Origin of the sequence: Rhodococcus sp. 21391, assembly GCF_016772255.1 — a bacterium.
In the GTDB taxonomy this organism is placed as follows: domain Bacteria; phylum Actinomycetota; class Actinomycetes; order Mycobacteriales; family Mycobacteriaceae; genus Rhodococcus_F; species Rhodococcus_F opacus.
Map to the genome: position 1 here is coordinate 6,419,785 of NZ_CP063781.1, position 21,023 is coordinate 6,440,807.

The following is a 21,023-nucleotide window of genomic DNA, read 5'->3' on the forward strand; positions in this document are numbered from 1 at the left end:
GCTGCGCTGAAACACCAGGAAAAGGGGTCTTTTCGATGGGGTTGTTGAAGAAACGTAAGTCCCGAGCCACCCGCAAGGCGGAAGCCAAGGCACTCAAGCACAAGGCTGGAGTGGAGGCGAAGCTGAGCGCGAAGAACGAACGGAAGCGCGACAAGCAGGCCGCCAGTGCCGGTCGCAAGCTCGAGGCTGCCGAACTGAAGTCGCTGAAGAAGGTCGAGAAGGCTCAGATCGCTGCATTGAAGGCCGAAGAGAAGGCCGCCGCCCAGAAGGGTTTCACGGTCGCCGCCGTCCGCAAGTACCTCGGCGTCGCACGCCTGCTGACGCCGGTGCTGCTGCCGATCGCCTACCGCGGCGCAACGGTCGTGCGCGGGCAGATCGATGCCCGCCGTGCCGACCGCCTGGGCGTCGACATCGATCAGCTCGCGAACTTCACCGGGCACGGCGCCAAGCTCAGCGCCCGCATCGCCGGCGCCGAAAGCTCCACCACGGAGATCCTCGGGCAGAAGCCGGACGACGCGGAGACGCAGCAGTTCGCCGCCGCCATCCGCGACCGCCTCGGCGACCTCAACACCGCGGTCCGCGCGGCCGAGCAGATGCCGCAGGCCCGCCGCAAGGCCGCCCATCACGCCATCTCAGCCGAACTCGACGGAGTCGAAGCCGATCTCCTCGCCCGCCTCGGCGTGCGCTGAACCGCCCGACCCACCGCAATGTCCCCCGCCCGCCCCGCCGCGACCGCCACCCTTCGGGGCTCGGCGGTCGGTGCGCTCGTGGCCGCTCTCGCGGTCGCCGCGCACGGCATCGGCGGGGGTGGCCTTCCCGAATCCGCGGCGCTGACCCTGCTGTTCGTCACGTGTAGCGGGGTCGGCGCGGTCACCGCGCAACTGCCCGCACGCGTCCACGGCCCGCTCACGCTGGTGGGCGCCCTCGGTGTCGGCCAGGTGGCCGGACACTTCGCTCTCACACTCACCTCGCACGTGCACTCGGTGGTCCCTGCCGTGCCGATGCTGGCCGCGCACGCGGCCGCCACCGTGATCTGCGCGCTGCTGATCGCGAACGCCGAGCGTCTGTACGGCCCCCTCGTCCACGTCTGGCGGGTGGTACTCCGCGGCGAACCGCAGCCCGTCTCGGCGGCGCCTACGGCGCACGTCCCCGCGCGTCCCGCGAATCCCGTGGACGCCCTGCTGCGCGCGAGCATTTCGCGTCGCGGACCCCCGGTCCCGGTCTGACTCCCACCTCTTCTCGCTTCAGACCCTCAAAAGGACCTTCGATGAATTCCCTCTTTTCCCGTGCCCTTTTCACGGCCGGTGCGGCCGGCGGCGCCATGCTGCTCGCGGCCGGTGTCGCCGCCGCCCACGTCACCGTCGTCGCCCCCGGCGCCGAACAGGGCGGCTACTCCGTCCTGACCTTCCGAGTTCCCACCGAATCCGAGACGGCGTCCACCACCAAGCTGACCGTCACGCTCCCCGACCTGAAATCGGCCCGCACCACCCCACTGCCGGGGTGGACGTCCGTCGTCGAGAAGGACCCGACGTCCAAGCTCGCGAAGTCCGTGACGTGGACCGCCGATCCCGGTGTCGGTGTCGCGCCCGGCCAGTTCCAGCAGTTCGAGCTGTCCGCCGGACCGCTGCCGGAGCAGGACGAGGTGTCGTTCGCGGCCGCCCAGACGTACAGCGACGGCGAGGTCGTCAACTGGGATCAGGCGGTCGGCGCCGACGGTGCGGAGCCCGACAAGCCGGCACCCACGCTCACGCTGGCCGCGGCGAGCGGTGAAGACCACAGCCACGACGCGGGCGGCGCCACGACGTCCGAGGAGACCGAGACGACGGCGTCCGGCACCGACGACACCGCCCGCTGGCTGGGCGGCATCGGCCTGATCCTGGGCGCACTCGGCGCGGCCCTCGGTCTCGGCGCCATGGTCCGGAGCCGTCGCTCATGAGAAGACGCACCACCTTCACGTCGGTGAAGGTGATCGCGGTCGGACTGCTGACCATGCTCGCGAGCATGCTCGGGGCAGGCACCGCGCTCGCCCATTCCGTCGTGATCAGCTCCACCCCCGAGAACGGCGCGGAGATCGCGGCCGGCCCGGAACGGGTGAGCGTCACGTTCAACGAGGCGCTGCAGGAATCGTTCGCGTCCCTCACCGTGGTGGGACCCGACGGCAACCTGTGGACCAAAGGTGACCCGGCCGTCGAGGGGCCCACGGTCAGCGCCGAACTCGGCGAACTGGGACCGGCCGGTGTGTACACCATCGCGTTTCGCGTCACGTCCGCCGACGGGCATCCGGTGAGCGGAACCCGCACGTTCACCCTCACCCAGGAGGGGTCGGGCACGCCCGGCGCCGCGGCCGACAGCTCGGGCGAAACCGGCAGCGGCGGAGTTCCGCTGTGGCCGTTCATCGTTGCCGGTGTGCTCATGTTCGGCGGCGGGCTGTGGTTCGCGCTCCGCAAGCCTCGCGGCGAGAACTGAGCACGGTGGGTACGGCGCGACAGTCCTGGCTACTGTTCGCCGTACCCACATCGCTCGTCGGGGTCGCGTGCGGTTGGGCGTTGGCGCAACCGGAAGACCCGTCCCCGTCGAGCGCCGTCCGGGCGCTGTGCCTGGTGCTCGGTTCGGCGGTGCTCGGACTCGCCGCGCTGGGCTGGTGGAGTCGCGCGGACAGCCGTCCCCTCGTGCGGGACCAACGGCTGTGGCGGTTGTCGACCGCGGTCGCCGGTGCGTGGATGCTCGCCGAGGCGGTGCTGCTGTCGATGACGGCGGCGGAGGCCGACGCCCTGGGGTTGTCCGAGCTGTCGGTCGGACGGTTCGGCGCGTACGTGACCGAGATCAGCGCGGGACGCGTCGACCTCGCCGTTCTCGTGTGCACGGCCGCGGCCACCGCGTGGTCGGCCGTCGCGTTCCGCCGCACCGACGCCCGGCTCCCCGTGCCCGTTCTGGTGCTCGCGGCCCTCGCCCTGGTGGCCCGGCCGATCACCGGACACATGTCGCAACAGGTTCTCGGCTCGGTCCTCGACGTCGTCCACGCACTGGCCGCCGCGGTGTGGTTCGGGCTCCTCGCAGCCCTCGGCCTGATGCTCCGGTCGCGCGGTGACTGGTCGTCGTGGCTGCCGCGGTATTCCGTCGTCGCGTGGCGGTGCGTGTGGCTGCTGACCGCGACCGGGATCGTCGATGCCGCGGTCCGGCTGGGTGGGGTGACGCCGCTGTTCGACACCGGTTACGGCCGCATCGTGCTCGCGAAGGCGGTGGCGTTGGCGGCGCTCCTCGGGCTCGGCTGGTGGTGGCGGCGAACGTGGGTCGGGCAGGCCGCCGCACACCGGATCAGCGCCGAAGGGTCCCTGCGGCGCGCGATCGTGGAGGTGGTGGTGATGGCCGTTCCGTTCGGTCTCGCCGCCGCCCTCGCCACCACCGCCTGACCCGTGAGTACTGATTAACGTCCGGCGGTTAATAAGTACTCACGGGCGCGTCAGCGCAAGAGGATCTTCCCGCGGCTGCCGCCCTTCTCGCCGGCGCGCTGAGCGTCGGCCGCGTCGGTCAGGGGGAACGTGCGGGCCGGCGGGAGGGCCAGCTTCCCGTCCGCGGCGAGGGCGCCCAGCCGGCGCAGCGTCTCCGCGCTCCGGTCGCCGGCGTTGCCGGACGAGAAGGTGATTCCCAGCCCGAACGCGGCACCGTCCGACAGCGTCACGATCCGGTCGGTGCCCCCGCGCAGGTCCATCGCCGCCTCGAGTCCGCCGAAGCCGACGTCGAGGACGGCGTCGACACCGTTCGGCGCGAGTTCGCGGACCCGGTCCGCCAGCCCCTCACCGTATGTCGTGGGGGTCACGCCCAGCTCCCGCAACGCATCGTGGTGTTTCTCGCTCGCGGTACCGATCACGGTGACACCCGAATCCAGCGCCAATTGCGCCGCAATGGTTCCCACCGCACCCGACGCGCCGTTCACCAGTAACGTCTCCCCGGACTTCGGCTTCAGGAGCCGCAGTCCACGCGTGGCGGCTTCGCCGGCGACCGGAATAGTGGCGGCGTCCGTCCAGCTCAACCCTTTCGGCTTGGGCACGACGATCGAGGCGAGCGCGTATTCGGCGTAGCCGCCGGTGTCGGACCAGCCGAACACCTCGTCGCCGACCACCACACCGGTCGCCTCCGGACCGACCGCGTCGACCACGCCGGCCACTTCGCTGCCCGGGATCTTCGGGAACTGCACCGACATCACCTCGGCCATCGACCCCGACCGCAGCTTCCAGTCGATCGGGTTCACGCCGGCCGCCCGGATGACGAGGCGCACCTGGTTGCCGGTGGGCTCGGGCACCGGCACGTCGTGGGTCTCGAGCACTTCGGGACCACCGTAGGACGAGTAGGAGACTGCCTTCATGGTCTGTTTCGCGTGGGAATTCGTCATGAAGACAATCTCGTCCTCGGCGGTCCGTCGCGCCAGACATTCGGCTGGTTGATCACAGGGCGGCGGCGGCCTTCGTCAGATCGGCGACGAGGGCGTCGAACGCGTCGTCCCGATCCTCCGACGGTCCGCGGAGCACGGCGGACGGGTGGATCGTCGCGAAGACGTCCGGATCCGCGTCGACGTCCACCTCGCCGTCGAGGTGCAGTAACTCTCCGCGGTGTTCGGTGAGCCGGAACGACGGGCCGAGCAACGCCTGCGCGGCGGTGGCCCCGAGGCACACGAGGACGTCGGGCTGCACCGCCGCCAGTTCGGCGATCAGCCACGGCCGGCACGCGACGATCTCGGTGCGGTTCGGCTTCTTGTGGATTCGGCGCTTGCCGCGTTCGGCGGGGACGAACTTGAAGTGTTTGACCGCGTTGGTGACATACGTGAGGTTCCGGTCGATGCCCGCCGCGTCGAGCGCCTTGTTCAGAAGCTTTCCCGCCGGGCCGACGAACGGTTCACCGGCGCGGTCTTCTTGATCGCCCGGCTGTTCGCCGACGAGCATCATCCGCGCGGATCGCCTGCCCGCGCCGAAGACGGTGTGCTCGGCGTCGCGGTACAGATCGCAGCCGTGGCACCCGTCCGCCGCGTGGGACAACGCGTCGAGGTCGACGGTGTCCGGCACGAACGGTGCGGCCGAGGGCTTCGTGGCGCGTGACATGTGCGTCGAGTACCCGTCGGGCGGAGCTTCATTCGCACAATACTGTCAATTAGTTTAGCGCTAAGATATAATCACCGGAGAAGCCCACCGAGAAAGCGAGCCTCCATGTCCCTCACCGAAGTCACCGCCCACCACCCCTACAGCCCGGCCGTGGTCGCAGGCGGACTCGCGTTCGTCTCCGGCGCACTGTCCGTCGATGCCGAGGGCACCGCCGTCCCCGGCCGCACCGAGGCGCTCGACGCCGCCGTCGACCGCATGGTCGATCGCCTCGCCACCGTCGGCGGACAGCTGAAGGACGTCGTCAAGCTCACCTACTATGTCACCGACCTGTCGTTGCGCGAGGAAGCGAACCGCCAGTTCGAGCGCATCTTCGACGAACCGCGCCCCGCGCGCACGTTCCTCGAGGTCAGCAGCCTCCCCTACGGCGCGATCGCCGAGATCGACGCCGTCGCGGCGGTCGGGGGACGCTGACAGCGCACCTGTCCGGCAGCGCCGCGGGTCCCCGTTCCGAGAAATGGACGGGGACCCGCGGCGCGTCACCGTCACTTATGCTCGTTCGATACCTTGGTACTAAACAGATGAGACCCTCGAGGATTCAGGAGGTGCGCCCGGTGACGCAACGCCCCGTTCCAGATCGCGATGCCGTCGACGACATCGTCGACCAGTGGGCCCACCAGTGGCCCGACCTGGATGTGAGTCCGCTGAAAGTGCTGGGCCGCCTGCACCGTTCGTATCTGCGCTATCAGTCGTCCCTCGCCGCAGTGTTCGAGGAGCACGGTATCAACATGGCGTCCTTCGACGTCCTGGCCGCCCTCCGACGTTCGGGTCCGCCGTACCGGATGACGTCCGGACAGCTGGCGGAATCCGCCCTCGTCACCACGGGCGGTGTCACGCTGCGCGTCGACCGACTCGAGAAGGCGGGACTCGTGCAGCGCGAGCGCGACGCCGAGGACCGCCGCATCGTGCACGCGCAACTCACCGACGAGGGCCTGCGGGTGATCGAGAAGGTCGCGGAGGCCCACTTCGCCAACGAGTCGCAGATCCTCAGCGGGATGTCGAAGGACGATCAGGCGGCGTTGGCCGAATTGCTCCGCAAGCTCGAGCACTCGATCGTCGAGAACCAGGCCCCCACCGCCTGAGCGGATAGATCAGCTGGCCGCGCGGGAGGTCAGATCGGCGACCTCACCGAATCCGATGAACCGTTCGGATGCCGCCGTCATCTCCACGATGAAGCGTCGCTGCTCGTCCTGCGATGCACCGATCAGGCGCGCCGCACCCGTCCACTGCGCCTCGGACAGTTTGCGGGCGAGTTGGGCGGGTTCGGCGCACGGCGTCGCGATTCCGGCCTGGTTGAGCCGTTCGATGAATCGGATGTACCGGCCGAGGATCCGGTTGTGTGCCGCCTCGAGCTGTTCCCCGATCACGGGGTCGACGGCGGCGCGGTCCTCGATCATCGTGAACAGGCGTCCGCTGCTGTAGACGGTCTCGATGAACGCCGCGGTGGCCGCGCGCAGGACGGTGCGCGGGTCCGCGTCCGGCGGGACCGGGATGCGCTGAGCCTCGACGAACGTGTCGAAGACCGCGGCGGCGACGGCACGGAACGCGTCGTCCCGGGACGCGAACCGGGCGGAGAATTCGGCCTGCGACACCCCGGCGGCAGCGGCGATGACCGCCTCGGAGGTGCGCTCGTATCCCAGTTCGGCGAAGCACCGCCCCGCCGCTTCGACCAACGCGAGCCGACCTCGATCGTCACCGTTCGTAAGCACCGCTCGCGCCTCCTCGTACCCCGGCCGGCGCCCGACGTGTCGGCCGTCACACATTCTTGGTTGACATTTCATTCACGTCAGCCCGCGCGACCCTACGCCTGCTGAAGTGCCTTCGCCTGGGCCTCGGCCTGCGCCCGGTAGAGCCGGCGGAGCCGGATGACGCCGAGGTCGTGCTGGTACAGGTTCTCCGCTTGGTCCGCGTCGAATGCCATCGCCTCGAGCATGGTGCGGTCCTGCTCGAGCACCACCCAGTGCCGCTCCTCGAGCTTGGTGCGGTACAGGAACCGCCAGACGTCGCGTTCCCAGCCCTCGACGCGGCGGTACCGCCAGAAGAACACCGCGGTGGTCTCGGCGTCGATCGGCGTTCCCATGCCGACGATGCCGAACGAGCCACCCGGGCCCGCGGTCGGCGGGTACGGGATCTCGAGGTCCACCCAGTCGATGCCGGTCCGGCAGAATTCGACCCAGTCGAAGTTCACACCCCGCTGGTCGGTCTTCTCGAAGAAGAACCCGCGATCGGTTTCGCGGATCCGGAACTTCGCGGACGTCTCGCCGCCGAACATCGAATGCGATTCGCGGTGCAGGAACGCTCCGTGCATCGGGTCGAGCAGGTTCTCCAGCGTGAACCGCCACGGCGCCTTCCACTCCGCGTAGCAGAGGAAGTGCGAGATGCCGTCGTCGGTGAGACGCTCGGGCAGTTCGAGTGGCGCGGGTTCGGCGTCGGGGTCGGTGCCGAACCAGGCGAGCACGGCGCCGGCCACTTCCTGCACGGGGAGGCTGGTGACGAGCCGCTTGCCTTCTAGGTTGCAGCCGGGCATTCCGGGGACGGAGACGACGGTGCCGCCGCCGTCCACCTGCACGCCGTGGTACTGGCAGGCGACGCGATCGCCGAGGTGCTGGCCCTGCGACAGCGGGGCGCCGCGGTGCGGGCAGCGGTCGGCGAGCATGCGGAGGGTGCCGTCGGACTGACGGAACAGCAGCCAGTCCTCGCCGAGGCGGCGCACCTTCTTCATGTCGCCGCGCGCGACGAAGTCGGACGGGCACACCGCGTGCCACTGGTCGCGCATCCCGGTCGCGAAGATCTCGTCGCCGGTGAGTGCCGCCTTGTGCAGTCGGTTCACCATGTCAGGCCCCCATCCGTCGGATCTCGTCCGTGAAAGTGTCGGTGGTCCAGGCGTCGCCGCCGGGACTGTGGATGCCGAGGGCGTTCAACCCCTTCACCAGGCCTTCGAGGTGGTGCACACCGGTGCCGAAGACCTCTTCGATCGCACCGGCCAGCTTCCGTTCGTACGGGGTGGGTGCCGTGCCGGACTGGCGTGGTTGCAGATACAGGCTCATGGTTCTTCCCTTCTAGAGATCCAGCACGAGCTCGTCGGAGCGGGCGCGGGAAACGCAGATCATGATGGTGGTGCCGGACTCCTGCTCGGAGCTGGAGAGCAGGGAGTCGCGGTGGTCGGGGGTGCCGGCGAGGACGCGGGTTTCGCACGTCCCGCAGATGCCTTCGCGGCAGGAGTTGGGGACGTCGACGCCGGATTCCTCGAGGGTGTCGAGGATGGTCCGGCCCGGGGTGACGGTGGCCGAGATGCCGGATCGTTCGCAGATCACGCGGACGGGGCGATCACCGGCGAGGGTGTCGGCGGGGATCTCCTTCGCCTTGAACCGCTCGAGCCGGATCGTGCCGTCCGGCCAGGAGCCGGCGAACCCCTCGACCGCGCCGAGCAGTCCCTCGGGGCCGCAGGCGTAGACGAGCGTCTCCTCGCGGGCGGTACCGAGGATGTCAGCCAAGTCGAGGATGCCCTCGGTTTCCTCGGTGACGACGTGCACGCGGTCGCCGTATCCGGACAGTTCGTCGAGGAACGCCATCGACGCGCGGGCGCGGCCGCCGTAGTGCAGTTCCCATTCGGCGCCCATGCGTTCGGCTTCACCGATCATCGCGAGGATCGGCGTGATGCCGATGCCGCCGGCGATGAACACGTAGCGCGGCGACGGCAGGAGTTCGAAGTTGTTGCGAGGCGCGCTCACCGACAGGCTGTCGCCGGGCCGCAGCGTCTCGTGGACGTGCCGGGAGCCGCCTCGGCCGGTCACCTCGTGGAGGATCGCGACGCGGTACCCGGTCTTGTCGTCCGGGTCTCCGCAGAGGGAGTACTGGCGGACGGTCCCGCGGTTCAGGTGCAGATCCAGGTGGGCGCCGGGCGTCCACTGGTCGACCGCGCCGCCGTCCTGTCGTTCGAGGCGAAGCGAGACCACGCCCGCGGACTCGACCCGCATCTGACGCACCATCATGGGGACGGTGTCTGCGTCTGTTGTCATCGCTCACTCCCAGGCTCAACCGAAGGCTTAGTTCCTTAGTGCTCAATAATTTAGCACTAAGATGTATCGTGCGCCACAGTTGAGGGGAAATCTGTCGAACACAGGCCGAGCTACTCCGCTTCGCGGTACCGCACGGTCTCGGCCGCGAGCCGCTCCTCGTACGCCTGTGCGAGGTCGTGCAGACTCTGCACGCAGTCACCGGTGAACACCGGCGCATGCATCGGCGCCAGCAGAAGTGGTTCCAGATCGGCGAGTCCCCGGATCGTGGGCCCGAGCGCCGGTGACAGGCACGTCGCGTTCCCCATGTCCTCCGCCGCGATGGCCGGGCCGACGATCTCCTCCTCCGTGGCAGGCGGATGATGCCCGAATGCGGTGAACAGGTCACCGCAGAACAGCGTCTGCGTCGTCTCCTCGAAAACCAGCCCGGCATCCCACCCGTGTGGAACATGCGGAGTGTCGAGGTGACGGACCCGCCTGGTGCCCGTCTCCATCACGTCGCCGTACTGCAGGGGACGCGGCATGCGATCGGCGAGGTCGTTGACCTGCACGAAGCAACCCATCGCCCCGTGCGCGACCTCGGCGTTCGGCGCGGCCGCCAGCCACGAGTTCATCGCACCGCACTCGTCGGCCTCCACGTGCCCGAACGTGATCCACCGCAGTCTGTCGAGAGGAATCAGCCGACCGACCGCCGCGGACACGGACGGGAACAGCGCACGCTGACCGGTGTGGAACAGCAGCGGTTCCTCACCGTCGACGAGGAACTGGTTCATGATCAGGTTGGGCTCGTCCAGATACGTGGACAGCCGGTAGATGTCGGGAGCGATCTCGGTAATCGTGGTGTCCATCCCTGGCTCCGATCACGTCACGGTGTCGTGAGGACAAGCCTTCTCGGGACAGCGGCGGCGCGCAAGATCCTGCGGGTACGCGATGGCGCTACCGGCGTTGCCCGACGCCGATCCGGACGAGGTCGTGCCCGACGGTCACGGTGCCGGCGAACGTGGACTTCACGCCTCGTTCCCACTGGTCGTCGGTGACCTGCCGGGGGTCGCCCGGCCCGATGTGGGAGAGAACCACCTGACGGACATCCGCATCCGTGGCGACGCGCCCGACATCCTGCGCGGTGGTGTGCGCCTGGATCATGTGCTCGACCAGTGCGGAACCCGAAGTCTGAGCGTAGAAGTCGACGTCGATCACCTCGTGGACGAGGATGTCGGATCCCCGGGCGAGTCGAACCACGTTCGGCGACTTCGCGGTGTCGCCGGAGAACGTGACCGCACCGTCCTCCGTGTCGAACCGGTACGCCAGCGAGGGGTAGACCGGGCCGTGCGGAACCAGTGTCGCGGTGACCCGGACCCGGTCGTCTTCGAACACCGGGAACGGCTCCATCTCCGGCGCCGTGTTGTCGGCGGACGCACCCGCCGACTCCGGTGGCAGTACATCGTGCAGCGACAGCCGCTGCCCGTAATCGGAGTGGGCGCCCTTTTCGACGTTGCGGATGTTGATGTCGTAGGCGAATGCGTCGAGTACGCCCGCGAACAGATCGGTGAGTCCGGGTGCCGGCGACGCCGGACTCTGGATCGGAATACTCTGGCCGCCACGCGGTGCCGACAGTCTGCCCGCCGAGCCCGGGCCGTACACCGGCACCACGTTACGGAATGTGTAGGACGGTGTCCCGCCGGGCAGCCAGAAGACGTTGAACAGATCGGCGATGTGATCGCTGTGCATGTGCGTGACGAAGACGCCACCGAGCGAATCCGCGGCGATACCGGCCTGGATCAGCTTTCGGCTCGACCACGGACCCGCGTCGACCAGATACGGTCGGTCGCCGACGACGAGCACACTGGACGTGCCGCTCCGCCCCGGCACGGCGATGGGTCCGGCCGCCGTGCCGAGCAGGATCAGCGTGGTTGCGTAGCCGTCGACGTCACCGGTCAACTCGTAGGCGTCCGGTGGCGTCGCACCACTCGGCTGCGCGTCCGAGGTGTGGGACGCGCAGCTCGTCGCGGCGACGGCAGTGGCGGCGGAACCCAGCAGGGCCAGCGCCCGCCGCCTCGACAGCGGATGTCGGCCGACAGGTTCCATTCACGCGTCCGTTCGGGCCGCGGCCAACTCCAGCGGCACGTGCCAGGCGTCGTATTCGTAGACCCAGTCGCCGTTGCCTGCGACCTTCAGCCACTCGTTGGACCGGGAGCCGCGCTGGATACGCGAGGTCCGCTGCAGTCGCGTCTCCTGGTAAGCCTGCAGCGCGACCGCGGGGTCGTCGAACAGGCTCAGGCAGCGGGACAGGACGACGGCGTCTTCGATGGCCATGCCGGCGCCCTGCGCCATGAACGGCATCATCGGATGTGCCGCGTCGCCGAGGAGCACGGCGCGCCCGTCGGTCCACGATGCCAGCGGGTCACGAACGTAGAGAGCCGATTTCAGGACGTCGTCGCAGGCGTCGAGCAGGGCTCGTGCCTCGGGGTGGAAGTCGCGGTACAGCTCACGCAGTTCGGTAACGGAACCGGGTGTGGTCCACGATTCCTCGGTCCACTCCTCCTGGCCGCAGGTGGCGAAGACGAAAATGTCCTTGCCCTGGTTGAGGGGGAACGTCACGATCTGCGTCGACGGATTCGGCCCCCACCACTTGGTGAAGCAGTCGAGGTTCGGCAACTCGCCGACGCGTTCGGTGGGGACGACGGCGCGGAACGCCACGACCCCGGTGAACGTCGGCTGTTCCCGCCCGAGGAGAGCGGTCCGGACCGCGGAGTGAATGCCGTCGGCGCCGACGATCACGTCGGCGGAAACCGTACTGCCGTCGGTGAACTCGATGCGGCCGTCGGCGACGCCGCTGACCCGGCGACCCATTTCGACGACACCCGACGGCAGCCGGTTCTCGAGCGCGGTCATGAGGTCGCCCCGGTGCATGGTCAACTGCGGTGCGCCGTATTGTTGTTCCGCGCTCTCCCCCATCGGCAGCCGGGACGTTTCGGCTCCCGTGTCCCACGTGCGGCTGATCCGGAACTGCGGGCGGGCGGCCGATTCGCGGATCGCCGGGCCGATGCCGAGTCCGTCGAGAGCCCGGACCGCGTTGGGGGTGAGGTTGATGTCGGCGCCGACGCGGGCGAACTGCCTCGTCTGCTCGTAGACCGTGACGTCGAGACCGAACTTACGGAGGGCGATCGCCGTGGCGAGTCCGCCGATGCCGCCGCCGCAGACGGCGACCGTGGTCACTGTGCAGCCTTTCCGGGGACCGTGACGGGCGGCGTGAACGGTGCCGGCATGTCGCCGTAGGCGGCGAGATCGACCTCGACGATCACCGGCGCCTGCCGCGACACGGCGTCGGCGAGCACCTCGTGGGCCTCGGCGGCGCCACCGATCCGCAGGTACGGCACGCCGATGGACTGTGCCAGCAGCGGGAAGTCGGGGGTGACGAGGTCGACGGCGTAGGTGTCTTCGCCGCCGCCCTTCTGCATGTTGCGCAGCACACCGTAGCCGCCGTCGTTGAACACGAGCAGCACCAGCCACGGCTTCTCCTGCGCCATTGTCAGGATCTCGCCGAAGTGGACGGCCAGGCCGCCGTCGCCGACGAGCGCCAGGGTGGGCCGGGTCTCGTCGGCCAGTGCGGAACCGATGGCCATGCCCAGGCCCTGCCCGATGCCGCCGCCGCGGGGGAAGACGTTGGACTTGGGGTCGAACATCGGCAGCAGCCGGTTGCCCCAGGAACTCGACGCAATGGTGACGTCGCGGGCGATCACGGAATCCTGTGGGAACGCGGCACGCACGGCGTCGCACAGCACGGCGTGATCGCCGAGTCCGGCGCGCTGCTTGCTGCGGACGAGTTCGCGGGTGGTGCGGGCACGTTCGGTCCAGGCGACGTCGACGGGCGCCAGGCCCGACAGCTGCCGGAGGAACATCGCGATGTCGGTGGTGACTCCGGCCTGCGCGGGGTAGACGCGTCCGACCGCGGCCGCATCGATGTCCACCTGCACGTGTGCAGCGGGGACGGGCATGGAGTAGTCGCCGGTCTCGTTGGACCGGAAATGGGTGCCCAGCGACAGCAGCAGGTCGGCGTCCCGGAGGAGCTCGCGCCCCGCGGGGGTGTTGCCGTAGTTGCCGATGCACAGCGGATGGTCCTCGGGCACGGCGCCGCGCCCGGAGTTGCTGGTGAGCAACGGGACTCCCCACTGCTCCACCAGTTCGGTCAGCTCGGCGCCGGCCGTGGCGACACCGCCGCCCGCCCAGATCACCGGGCGTTTCGCCGACTGCAGCAGGGCGAAGGCGACGGCCAATTCGTCGACGTCCGGCGTGCGCGGCGACTCCGACACCGGCTCGACGACGTCGATGACGTGCTCCGCGTACTGGAGGTCGATCGGCCATTCGATGCTCGACGGTCCGCCGGGCGCGGCGAGCGCGGCGGCGACGCCTTCCCGCAACACCTTTCCGGCGCTGTCGGTGTCGAGGATGGTGGCGGCATGCTTCGACGTCGCCGTCAGCATCCCCAGCTGATCCTTGGTCTCGTGGATGAATCCGCGACCCGAGCCGAGGTACCGGCTCTCGACGTTGCCCGTCACGTGCAGCACCGACGTTCCGGCACTGAGCGATTCGATCAGCGAGCCGGCCGCGTTGCCGGCACCGGTGCCGGTGCTCGTGAGAGCGCAACCGAGGCCGCCGGTGGCCCGGGCGTACCCGTCCGCCGCGCTGACCGCGGTGGCCTCGTGCCGGACCGGCACGAACCGCAGGTGCGTGCTGACCGCCTGCACCAGGGGCTGGTTGTGGACGCTCACGATGCCGAAGACGGTGTCGACACCGGCCTCGCGCAGCACCTGGACGAGCAGGTCGCCCCCATTACCCACAGACATGGTGTTCCTCTCAGACATAGCGCGCGACGCCTCCGCAGACGTCGAGGCTGGTGCCCGTCACGTAGGACGAGCGGGGGGACAGCAGGGTCACGATCATGGTGGCCACCTCGTCGGCGCGGCCGAACCGGCCGAGGCCGATGCCGCGGTCCTGGGCGATCTCCGCCTCCCATTCGGCGAATGTGGCGTCGGTGCCGGATTCCTCGTAACGGCGCCGCCACTGGCCGGTGTCGACCAGTCCGAGCGACACCGAGTTGACGCGGATGCCGTCGGCGGCGAGTTCGAGCGACAGCGACTTGCTGAGGTTCAGCAGCCCGGCCCGGGCGGCGCTGGTGGTGACCAGCCGCGGCTCGGGCTGACGTGCGAGCACCGCCGAGATGTTGACGATGGACGCGGCGCCGGACTTGCGCAACAGTGGCAGGGCTGCCTCGACGGTGTTGAGGACGCTGGAGAACTTGAGGTCGAGTTCGTCGCGCCAGTCGTCGAGGGTCGCCTCGCCGCGCGGGACCATGCGGGACTTGCCTGCGTTGTTGACCAGACCGTCGAGGCCGCCGAATCGGTCGACACCGGCGTCGACCAACGCGGCGACCGCGGCCGGGTCCCGGACGTCGCAGGACGCGGTGAGGACGCGGTCGCTGCCGGGCAGCGGTGCGATGACGGAGTCGAGCCGGTCGCGGTCGCGCGCGCAGGTGACGACGTTGGCACCCTCCTCGAGCAGCATCGCGACGGTGGCGAGCCCGACTCCCGAGCTTCCGCCGGTCACCAGGTGGGTGCGGTCTTTCAGTTGCAGGTCCACGACGTGGTCCCCTTCTCTAGTGCAGGACGAATCCGCCGTTGACGACGAGTTGCTGGCCGGTGATGTACGACGCCTCGGGTCCCATCAGGAACGCGACGGCGCCGACGAGATCCGACGGCTGCTGTGGCCGCTCGAGTGCGCGATTGAGGCGGTACAGCTCGTGCCGATGCTCCGGAACCTTCTGCGCCGATTCGCTTTCGGTCAGACCGGGCGAGACGGTGTTGACGGTGATGCCGTGCGGGCCGAGGTCGCGGGACATGGCGCGGGTCAGCGCGGCCACCCCACCCTTGGAGGCGATGTAGTGCGCGAGACGCGGCGAACCGTACAGGGCGGCGTCGGAGCCGATCGTGACGACTCGTCCGCCTCCGTTCCCGATGATGGAGGGAACGATCGCCCTGCTCACGAGGAACGTGCCGCGCAGGTTGACGCCCAGCACCCGGTCCCACTCGTCGATGTCGAGTTCGTGAATCGGTTTGCCGCCCACGCCGTCCGCGAGGGCCGCATTGTTGACGAGGCCGTACAGCGGGCCGCCGGCGGTGACGGTGGCCGCCATCGCGTCGACGGACTCCGCGTCGCGGAGATCGACCCGGACGAACTGCGCCTTGACGCCGTCGGCGCGCAGGCTTGCCGCCGCGTCCTCGCCCCAGTCCTCGCGGATGTCGGCGAGCCACAGGGTGGCGCCGTCCTCGCCGAGCCGGCGGGCCAGGGCGAGGCCGAGACCCCGCCCCGCCCCGGTGACGAGAATGCTGCGGCCGTCGAGACTCATGGTCAGTCCCGCGTCACGCCGTGCATGGCCGACGTCTCGGGGTACGTCGGGATCTGAGGCTTCTGCGCGCCGATGATGACGCAGAACAGAGCGTCCTTGTCGCCGTTGTTCTTCAGGCTGCGCGGAACTCCGGCCGGGACGACGATCATGTCGCGGTAACCGAGGGTGCGCTTCTCCACCTGGCCGTCGCGGTGGACGCCGACCTCCACCTCGCCCTCGAGGACGAAGAAGGCTTCCTCGGCGTCGTGGTGGGTGTGCTCCGGGCCCTCGGCGCCGGGGGGAAGCAGCATGTTGGAGAACGTGAATCCGCGCGAGGAGATGGTGCGGTTGTCGTTCTCGTGGTTACCCGTCGCGCCGGAGCCGACGTAGCGGATCTGCGCGCGCTTGAACTGGTCGCCGGCCTTGGCCTGGAAGCCCAGGGTGTCCCAGTCCTCGTGGCGGGAGCCACGGGTGAGGATCAGCGAGTCGGTGAATTCCTTCAGATCGGCGGTGCCGTATTCGAGTGTCATGTCGTGCTCCTTCTCTAGAGGTGGTTGCGTAGGCGTTCGGTGATGTGGATGAAGGATTCGACCCAGGCGTTGAAGGCCTCCGGGCGCTCCTGGTTCGCGAGGTGTCCGGCACCCCGGATGGTGACGAACACGGCGCCCGGAATTCCCCCGGCGAGAACCTGACTCGCGGGAACGCCGGTCACCCTGTCCTCGTCTCCGCCGAGGACGAGTGTGGGGATGTCGATCTTCGGCAGATCGGCCGTGTGATCGGTGGCCGCCATCGACTCGGCGGCGTACCCGTAGCCGGGCAGCCGGATCGACGACGCCATGATCGCCGTGGCCTTCGCGGTCAGCTCGTCGCCCGCGGTCCCGGACAGCAGCCGCGGGGACCGTTCGGCGGCAAAGACTTCCGCACCGTCCTGCTCGAGCGTCGCGGCCCGGGCGCGCATCCGGCCGGCGGCGTCGCCGTCCGCTCCCGAGCCGACGGTGGAACTGCCGAGCAGCAGACTCCGCACGAGCCCGGGGTGGCGCAGCGCCAGCCGGGTGGCGATCACGCCGCCCCACGACATTCCCAGGACGTGCGCTCCCGCGTCACCGCAACGGTCGCGGATCACGTCGGCAGCGGCGTCGGCGTAGTCGTCGAGGTCGAACGGACGGCCCGGGTCTTCGCTGCGGCCGTAGCCGGGAGCGTCCCAGGCCAGCAGTCGCAGCGACGACGACAGTTCGTCGAACTGTGGAACGAAACTGTCTGCGCTGCCACCGATCCCGTGCAGCATAAGCAGCGCGGGGCCGGAACCGGATTCGACGACGTGCGTCACGACGCCCGCCCGAGGTCGAACCGCTCGAACGCTCCGGGGTCGGGGATGCCGGCCATGTGGTCGCGGACCTGCTTGGACGGCGGGCCCGCGGTGCCCCACAGGTCGGAGAGTTCGGGAACCCGGCGCCAGACCTTGCACAGCCACCGGTCCTCGTCGACCTGTGCGATGCCGGACGTGTACTCGCACACCAGCCCTGCCGGGTCGGCGAAGTAGGAGAACGTGTTGTCGCCGGGGCCGTGCTTGCCCGGACCCCACAGCGGCACGGTGCCGTGGTGACGCAGCCGGCCGATGCCGCGCATGAAGTGGTCGACGGTGGGCATCTCGTAGGCGACGTGATTCACCGACGTCCACTCGGCCTGGTTGAACGCGATGCTGTGATGGTCCGTGTTGCAGCGCAGGAATGCCATCTGGTGCTCGGACCAGTCGGAGACCCGCATGCCCAGGACGTCGCAGTAGAACGTCACCGCGGCGTCGATGTCGACGGTGTTGAGGACGACGTGCGTGACGCCCACCGGGACGGCGTCCTCGCGGCCGAGCTTCGGGACCGCCAGCGCGTCGGCGAGCAGTTCGACGACGCGGCCCTCGGGGTCGACCAGGCTGACGCCGTAGCCGCCGCCGAGATCGTCGACCGGTCCCGGGCCGCTGACGATCGGGACGCCGCGGACTTCGAGTCGGCGGGCGGCTTCGTCGACCTCGGCCGGCGTGGCGACGGCGAACGTGATGCGGCCGAGGCCGTTCCGCTCGGCCTGGGTGAGTTGCAGCGCGTGGTGGTGCTCACCGGTTCCCCGCAGCCAGGCACCGTCCGCGCCCTGCTCGACCACGCGCAGTCCCCACACCTCCGAGTAGAAGTCGGTGGATTCGATGCTGGCCTGTGTGCGCAGTTCGACGGAGCGCAGGCACCGCAGCCGGGCTATGGGTTGGTTCATCGCATGCCTCCAGTTGCTTAGGTCTCAATATCTTAGCGCTAAAGTAATAGGTCGTACAGAGCTGATGGGAATTTCTTTCCGGACGACCTACTACGTCAGCTTGCCCGTGGGCCGATGTGACAGCGGGTCAGTCAGACGGAACCCGTGTGACATTCGGCGAGCAAGCTTCAGTCAGCCCACGAGCGGGTCGCTCAATGTGCCCACGAGCGGGTCGCTCAATGTGCCCACGAGCGGGTCGCTCAATGTGCCCACGAGCGGGTCGCCCAATGTGCCCACGAGCGGGTCGCTCAGTCAGCCCACGGGTTGGGTTCCTCGTCGAGGCCCCAGTAGATGCTCTTCTGCCGCGAGTAGGCGGCGATACCGCTGCGCCCCTTCTCCACCCCGAGCCCGCTCTCCTTGACGCCACCGAACGGCGTCGAGATGCTGAACTGCTTGTAGGTGTTGATCCACACGGTGCCGGCCTGGAGTCGGCGGGCGAGTTTCCAGGCACGACGGTAGTCGCCCGTCCAGATTCCCGACGCCAGACCGAACACCGAATCATTGGCCTGTGCAACCAGATCCGCGTCCCCGTCGAACGGCAGGACCACGAGGACGGGTCCGAAGATCTCCTCCTGGCAGGTGCGCGAATTGTTGGGGAGCCCGTCGATGATCGTCGGCAGGTAGTACGCGCCGTCGCGGAGCCGTTCGTCGTCGGGGATCGCCCCGCCGCACAGCACTCGTCCGCCCTCTTCGCGAGCGAGGTCGACGTATGCGGCGACGCTGTCGCGGTGCTTGCGGTGGACCATCGGCCCGACCTGGGTGTCGGGGTCGCGGCCGGGCCCGAGTCGCAGTCGCTGCGTCTTGGCCACCAGCTTCTCGAGGAATTCGTCGTAGATGCGGCGGTCGACGAACAACCGGGATCCGGCGATGCAGCTCTGCCCGGTGGACGAGAAGATCCCGTACATCACGCCGTTCACGGCGGCGTCGAGGTCGGCGTCGTCCAGCACGATCGTCGGCGACTTGCCGCCGAGTTCGAGCGACACGGGCATCAGCTTGTCGGCTGCCGCGTGGGCGATGGACCGTCCGGTGTTGGTGCCGCCGGTGAACGTCACCTTTCCGACGCCGGGGTGGGTGACGATGGCGTCGCCGACCACCGAGCCCTTGCCCGGCAGCACCGACAGCAGGCCCTTCGGCAATCCCGATTCGTCGATGAGCCGCGCCAGTTCCAGCGACACCAGCGGCGTCCACTCGGCGGGCTTGAGGACGACGGCGTTGCCTGCCGCCAGGGCGGGGGCGATCTTCTGCGCGTCGCTGGCCACCGGCGAGTTCCACGGTGCGATGGCGCCGACCACGCCGATGGGCTCGAGAACGCTCATCGTGAGGAAGTTGCCGCGCGGGGTGGTGAGGTCGTCGTCCGCGGTTTCGAGGACGGCGGCGAAGTAGCGGAACGTGCCGGCCGCGCTGCCGACGAGTGCGGTGGTCTCGGCGACCGTCTTGCCGGTGTTGTAGCTCTGCAGCAGCGCGAGCCGGGTCGTGTTCGCCTCGATGGCGTCGGCGATGCGGTGCAGGTACTTCGCCCGCTGGTGCGGGAGCAGCGCGCGCCACGCCGGGTCGTCGGCGGCGGCGCGGCCCCTCCGGACCGCCTCGTCCGCGTCGTCGGCGGTGGCCTGGTGGATCACCTGCAGGGTTTCGCCGTTCGACGGGTCCGTGACCGCGAACGCGAGGCCGTTCGCCTGCCGCCACTGCCCGGCGACGAGGATCCGGTCGGCGACCGGGACGAACGGCAGTGTCTGTGGCGCGGTGTCGAGGATGGTCACTGGGAGATCTCCTCGAGGGTCTTTTCGCGGGTTTCGACGGCGAAGAAGCCGACCACGAGGGCACCGATCATTGCGACCGCGGCGAACATTCCGAAGACGACAGTGAGTGTGCCGCCCCCGTCGAGGATGGCGCCGACGGCGAGGGGGCCGACGATGATGCCCAGGCGTCCGCTCGCTCCGCCGATCGCGCAGCCGATGGCTCGCATCCGGGTCGGGTACAGCTCCGCGGTGTAGACGTAGAGCGCCATGTTGACGGCGAAGACGAACAGCGCGGATCCGGCCGACCAGAACAGGACCTTCGTCGCGGTGTCGGCGCCGGAGGCGGCGAGCAGGAACAGCAGCGACGAGCACAGGACCATCGATGCGGTGATGCAGATGCGGCGTCCGAGATTGTCGATGAGGAACGCGACGAGGATGCAGCCGATCAGGCCGGCGACGCTGGTGACGATGCTGTAGTGCAGGGCGGTGTCGACGCTGACGTCGAATGCGGATCGGTACAGCGTCGGCAGCCAGGACGCGATGCCGTAGTTGACGAAGTAGGCGCAGCCCCAGATCGCCGCGAGCATGAGGGTTCGACGCAGGTAGATACCCCGGAAGGCCTCCGCGAAGGTGCCGCGGCGGTTGTCGACGGTGACGGCGGGCAGCGGCTGCGGAGCCGGAAGCGTCTTGCCGTACTTCTCGGTGATCTCGTTCTCGATGCGGGTCATGGCATTGTGCGCGTCTTCGTAGCGGCCGCGGGACGCGAGCCAGCGCGGCGACTCGGGCAGCTTCCACAGCAGCGGCAGGAGCACGACGGGCAGCGCACCGAGCGCGAACAGGATCTTGTAGCCGTAGTTCGGGACCACCCACGCTGACACGATCGCGGACATCACGAGCCCGATCGGGAAGATCACCTCGTAGAGCAGCACGAATCGTCCGCGCTTGTGGGCTTTGGTGATCTCGCCGATGTAGCTCGCCGCGACCGGGACCTCGGCGCCGAGGCCGATGCCCTGCACGAATCGGAAGACGAGGAAGAGCATCAGGCTGTCGGTGAACGCCATGCCGAGGCTCATCACGGCGTAGAGCGCGAGCGAGAAAATGATGACGTTGAGCCGGCCGACGCGGTCGGCGAACCAGCCGCCGGCGAGGGCGCCGACGAGCATGCCGATGCCGCCGATGGCGATCACCCAGGCGATGTCGCCGGGGGTCAGACCCCACTTGGGGATGAGAACGGGGAGAGAGTACGCGATCATCAGCTGGTCGAAGCCGTCGAAGAACGTGACGGCGCCGACGATGACGCGGGCCTTGATGTGCCACCTGCTCATCGGCAGGCGTTCGAGTCGGGCGCTGATCATCTCAGCTGTGGCAGCCATGGCGGGCGATACCGTCGTCATGAGCATCCTCAGGGTCGGGTCGAGGCATTTACTTAAGCCCTCAAAGGCTTACC

24 protein-coding genes are annotated in these 21,023 nt (G+C 69.0%); 7 read left to right on the forward strand and 17 right to left on the reverse strand.

The window, feature by feature from the left end:
• The first annotated feature begins 35 nt into the window (after positions 1-35).
• The 5 genes from GO592_RS29645 to GO592_RS29665 are packed head-to-tail and all read left to right on the forward strand — an operon-like array spanning position 36 to position 3,410.
• Complete coding sequence (locus tag GO592_RS29645) at positions 36-689, forward strand: DUF6474 family protein (RefSeq protein ID WP_007298275.1); 654 nt, start codon at positions 36-38, stop codon at positions 687-689.
• A gap of 18 nt (positions 690-707) precedes the next feature.
• On the forward strand, positions 708-1,226 hold the full coding sequence (locus tag GO592_RS29650; protein WP_007298274.1) for a hypothetical protein: 519 nt from the start codon (positions 708-710) through the stop codon (positions 1,224-1,226).
• 41 nt (positions 1,227-1,267) lie between these two features.
• A complete protein-coding gene (locus GO592_RS29655; RefSeq protein ID WP_007298273.1) occupies positions 1,268-1,936 on the forward strand; it encodes a YcnI family copper-binding membrane protein in 669 nt (222 codons plus the stop codon).
• Positions 1,933-2,466 (forward strand): copper resistance CopC family protein, encoded by a 534-nt coding sequence (locus tag GO592_RS29660; RefSeq protein ID WP_039951718.1) that lies wholly within the window; start codon positions 1,933-1,935, stop codon positions 2,464-2,466. Before GO592_RS29655 ends, GO592_RS29660 begins: the two co-directional genes overlap by 4 nt.
• A gap of 5 nt (positions 2,467-2,471) precedes the next feature.
• Positions 2,472-3,410: a CopD family protein gene (locus tag GO592_RS29665; protein ID WP_007298271.1), complete on the forward strand. Its 939-nt coding sequence runs from the start codon at positions 2,472-2,474 to the stop codon at positions 3,408-3,410.
• Positions 3,411-3,460: 50 nt separating this feature from the next.
• On the opposite strand, the gene GO592_RS29670 is transcribed toward GO592_RS29665, so the two are convergent.
• Both GO592_RS29670 and GO592_RS29675 read right to left on the reverse strand, forming a co-directional pair.
• A complete protein-coding gene (locus GO592_RS29670) occupies positions 3,461-4,390 on the reverse strand; it encodes an NADP-dependent oxidoreductase (protein ID WP_005254751.1) in 930 nt (309 codons plus the stop codon).
• Positions 4,391-4,442: 52 nt separating this feature from the next.
• Complete coding sequence (locus GO592_RS29675) at positions 4,443-5,093, reverse strand: UdgX family uracil-DNA binding protein (RefSeq protein WP_007298270.1); 651 nt, start codon at positions 5,091-5,093, stop codon at positions 4,443-4,445.
• Between the two features lie 105 nt (positions 5,094-5,198).
• On the opposite strand from GO592_RS29675, the gene GO592_RS29680 reads away from it, so the two are divergent.
• Both GO592_RS29680 and GO592_RS29685 read left to right on the forward strand, forming a co-directional pair.
• Positions 5,199-5,564, forward strand: coding sequence for a RidA family protein (locus GO592_RS29680; protein ID WP_005248914.1), 366 nt, complete (start codon positions 5,199-5,201; stop codon positions 5,562-5,564).
• 107 nt (positions 5,565-5,671) lie between these two features.
• The gene (locus GO592_RS29685) at positions 5,672-6,232 is read left to right on the forward strand and encodes a MarR family winged helix-turn-helix transcriptional regulator (RefSeq protein WP_005248915.1); all 561 of its coding nucleotides are present in this window, start codon (positions 5,672-5,674) and stop codon (positions 6,230-6,232) included.
• A gap of 9 nt (positions 6,233-6,241) precedes the next feature.
• Here the strand turns inward: GO592_RS29685 and GO592_RS29690 are convergent, their stop codons facing one another.
• The 15 genes from GO592_RS29690 to GO592_RS29760 all read right to left on the reverse strand — a co-directional run bounded on the left by GO592_RS29690 (position 6,242) and on the right by GO592_RS29760 (position 20,976).
• Entirely contained in the window at positions 6,242-6,931 is a 690-nt protein-coding gene (locus GO592_RS29690; RefSeq protein ID WP_037203371.1) for a TetR/AcrR family transcriptional regulator, read from the reverse strand.
• Positions 6,932-6,951: 20 nt separating this feature from the next.
• Complete coding sequence (locus GO592_RS29695) at positions 6,952-7,983, reverse strand: aromatic ring-hydroxylating oxygenase subunit alpha (protein ID WP_007298268.1); 1,032 nt, start codon at positions 7,981-7,983, stop codon at positions 6,952-6,954.
• A gap of 1 nt (position 7,984) precedes the next feature.
• Positions 7,985-8,197: a recombinase-like helix-turn-helix domain-containing protein gene (locus GO592_RS29700; RefSeq protein WP_005248918.1), complete on the reverse strand. Its 213-nt coding sequence runs from the start codon at positions 8,195-8,197 to the stop codon at positions 7,985-7,987.
• A gap of 12 nt (positions 8,198-8,209) precedes the next feature.
• Positions 8,210-9,169 (reverse strand): PDR/VanB family oxidoreductase, encoded by a 960-nt coding sequence (locus GO592_RS29705; RefSeq protein WP_063709733.1) that lies wholly within the window; start codon positions 9,167-9,169, stop codon positions 8,210-8,212.
• A 110-nt stretch (positions 9,170-9,279) separates the two neighbouring features.
• Positions 9,280-10,014, reverse strand: a complete 735-nt coding sequence (locus tag GO592_RS29710; RefSeq protein WP_005254757.1) for an MBL fold metallo-hydrolase — start codon at positions 10,012-10,014, stop codon at positions 9,280-9,282.
• Between the two features lie 88 nt (positions 10,015-10,102).
• Positions 10,103-11,251, reverse strand: a complete 1,149-nt coding sequence (locus tag GO592_RS29715) for an MBL fold metallo-hydrolase (RefSeq protein WP_007298266.1) — start codon at positions 11,249-11,251, stop codon at positions 10,103-10,105.
• Entirely contained in the window at positions 11,252-12,382 is a 1,131-nt protein-coding gene (locus GO592_RS29720; protein ID WP_007298265.1) for an FAD-dependent monooxygenase, read from the reverse strand.
• The gene (locus GO592_RS29725) at positions 12,379-14,028 is read right to left on the reverse strand and encodes a thiamine pyrophosphate-binding protein (RefSeq protein WP_082324942.1); all 1,650 of its coding nucleotides are present in this window, start codon (positions 14,026-14,028) and stop codon (positions 12,379-12,381) included. Before GO592_RS29725 ends, GO592_RS29720 begins: the two co-directional genes overlap by 4 nt.
• Entirely contained in the window at positions 14,021-14,803 is a 783-nt protein-coding gene (locus GO592_RS29730; protein WP_007298263.1) for an SDR family oxidoreductase, read from the reverse strand. The genes GO592_RS29725 and GO592_RS29730 overlap by 8 nt, the downstream gene beginning before the upstream one ends.
• A gap of 16 nt (positions 14,804-14,819) precedes the next feature.
• Positions 14,820-15,569 carry a 3-oxoacyl-ACP reductase family protein gene (locus GO592_RS29735; protein ID WP_005254761.1) on the reverse strand — a complete coding sequence of 250 codons (750 nt, stop codon included), beginning with the start codon at positions 15,567-15,569 and terminating at the stop codon, positions 14,820-14,822.
• A gap of 2 nt (positions 15,570-15,571) precedes the next feature.
• Positions 15,572-16,078, reverse strand: a complete 507-nt coding sequence (locus tag GO592_RS29740; protein ID WP_005254762.1) for a cupin domain-containing protein — start codon at positions 16,076-16,078, stop codon at positions 15,572-15,574.
• A 14-nt stretch (positions 16,079-16,092) separates the two neighbouring features.
• Complete coding sequence (locus tag GO592_RS29745; protein ID WP_007298262.1) at positions 16,093-16,875, reverse strand: alpha/beta fold hydrolase; 783 nt, start codon at positions 16,873-16,875, stop codon at positions 16,093-16,095.
• Entirely contained in the window at positions 16,872-17,801 is a 930-nt protein-coding gene (locus GO592_RS29750; protein ID WP_007298261.1) for a VOC family protein, read from the reverse strand. Before GO592_RS29750 ends, GO592_RS29745 begins: the two co-directional genes overlap by 4 nt.
• A 287-nt stretch (positions 17,802-18,088) precedes the next feature.
• Complete coding sequence (locus GO592_RS29755) at positions 18,089-19,597, reverse strand: aldehyde dehydrogenase (RefSeq protein WP_007298260.1); 1,509 nt, start codon at positions 19,595-19,597, stop codon at positions 18,089-18,091.
• Positions 19,594-20,976: an MFS transporter gene (locus GO592_RS29760; protein ID WP_037203374.1), complete on the reverse strand. Its 1,383-nt coding sequence runs from the start codon at positions 20,974-20,976 to the stop codon at positions 19,594-19,596. Before GO592_RS29760 ends, GO592_RS29755 begins: the two co-directional genes overlap by 4 nt.
• Positions 20,977-21,023: the final 47 nt, after the last annotated feature.

Excerpts from the sequence above, each read along its gene's own strand:
- GO592_RS29680 (WP_005248914.1), top strand. The coding sequence starts at position 5,199 with ATGTCCCTCACCGAAGTCACCGCCCACCACCCCTACAGCCCGGCCGTG.
- GO592_RS29760 (WP_037203374.1), bottom strand. The coding sequence starts at position 20,976 with ATGCTCATGACGACGGTATCGCCCGCCATGGCTGCCACAGCTGAGATG.
- GO592_RS29750 (WP_007298261.1), bottom strand. The coding sequence starts at position 17,801 with ATGAACCAACCCATAGCCCGGCTGCGGTGCCTGCGCTCCGTCGAACTG.
- GO592_RS29700 (WP_005248918.1), bottom strand. The coding sequence starts at position 8,197 with ATGAGCCTGTATCTGCAACCACGCCAGTCCGGCACGGCACCCACCCCG.
- GO592_RS29725 (WP_082324942.1), bottom strand. The coding sequence starts at position 14,028 with ATGTCTGAGAGGAACACCATGTCTGTGGGTAATGGGGGCGACCTGCTC.
- GO592_RS29685 (WP_005248915.1), top strand. The coding sequence starts at position 5,672 with ATGAGACCCTCGAGGATTCAGGAGGTGCGCCCGGTGACGCAACGCCCC.
- GO592_RS29645 (WP_007298275.1), top strand. The coding sequence starts at position 36 with ATGGGGTTGTTGAAGAAACGTAAGTCCCGAGCCACCCGCAAGGCGGAA.
- GO592_RS29660 (WP_039951718.1), top strand. The coding sequence starts at position 1,933 with ATGAGAAGACGCACCACCTTCACGTCGGTGAAGGTGATCGCGGTCGGA.
- GO592_RS29655 (WP_007298273.1), top strand. The coding sequence starts at position 1,268 with ATGAATTCCCTCTTTTCCCGTGCCCTTTTCACGGCCGGTGCGGCCGGC.
- GO592_RS29650 (WP_007298274.1), top strand. The coding sequence starts at position 708 with ATGTCCCCCGCCCGCCCCGCCGCGACCGCCACCCTTCGGGGCTCGGCG.
- GO592_RS29710 (WP_005254757.1), bottom strand. The coding sequence starts at position 10,014 with ATGGACACCACGATTACCGAGATCGCTCCCGACATCTACCGGCTGTCC.
- GO592_RS29715 (WP_007298266.1), bottom strand. The coding sequence starts at position 11,251 with ATGGAACCTGTCGGCCGACATCCGCTGTCGAGGCGGCGGGCGCTGGCC.
- GO592_RS29690 (WP_037203371.1), bottom strand. The coding sequence starts at position 6,931 with ATGAAATGTCAACCAAGAATGTGTGACGGCCGACACGTCGGGCGCCGG.
- GO592_RS29705 (WP_063709733.1), bottom strand. The coding sequence starts at position 9,169 with ATGACAACAGACGCAGACACCGTCCCCATGATGGTGCGTCAGATGCGG.
- GO592_RS29740 (WP_005254762.1), bottom strand. The coding sequence starts at position 16,078 with ATGACACTCGAATACGGCACCGCCGATCTGAAGGAATTCACCGACTCG.
- GO592_RS29735 (WP_005254761.1), bottom strand. The coding sequence starts at position 15,569 with ATGAGTCTCGACGGCCGCAGCATTCTCGTCACCGGGGCGGGGCGGGGT.
- GO592_RS29675 (WP_007298270.1), bottom strand. The coding sequence starts at position 5,093 with ATGTCACGCGCCACGAAGCCCTCGGCCGCACCGTTCGTGCCGGACACC.
- GO592_RS29695 (WP_007298268.1), bottom strand. The coding sequence starts at position 7,983 with ATGGTGAACCGACTGCACAAGGCGGCACTCACCGGCGACGAGATCTTC.
- GO592_RS29670 (WP_005254751.1), bottom strand. The coding sequence starts at position 4,390 with ATGACGAATTCCCACGCGAAACAGACCATGAAGGCAGTCTCCTACTCG.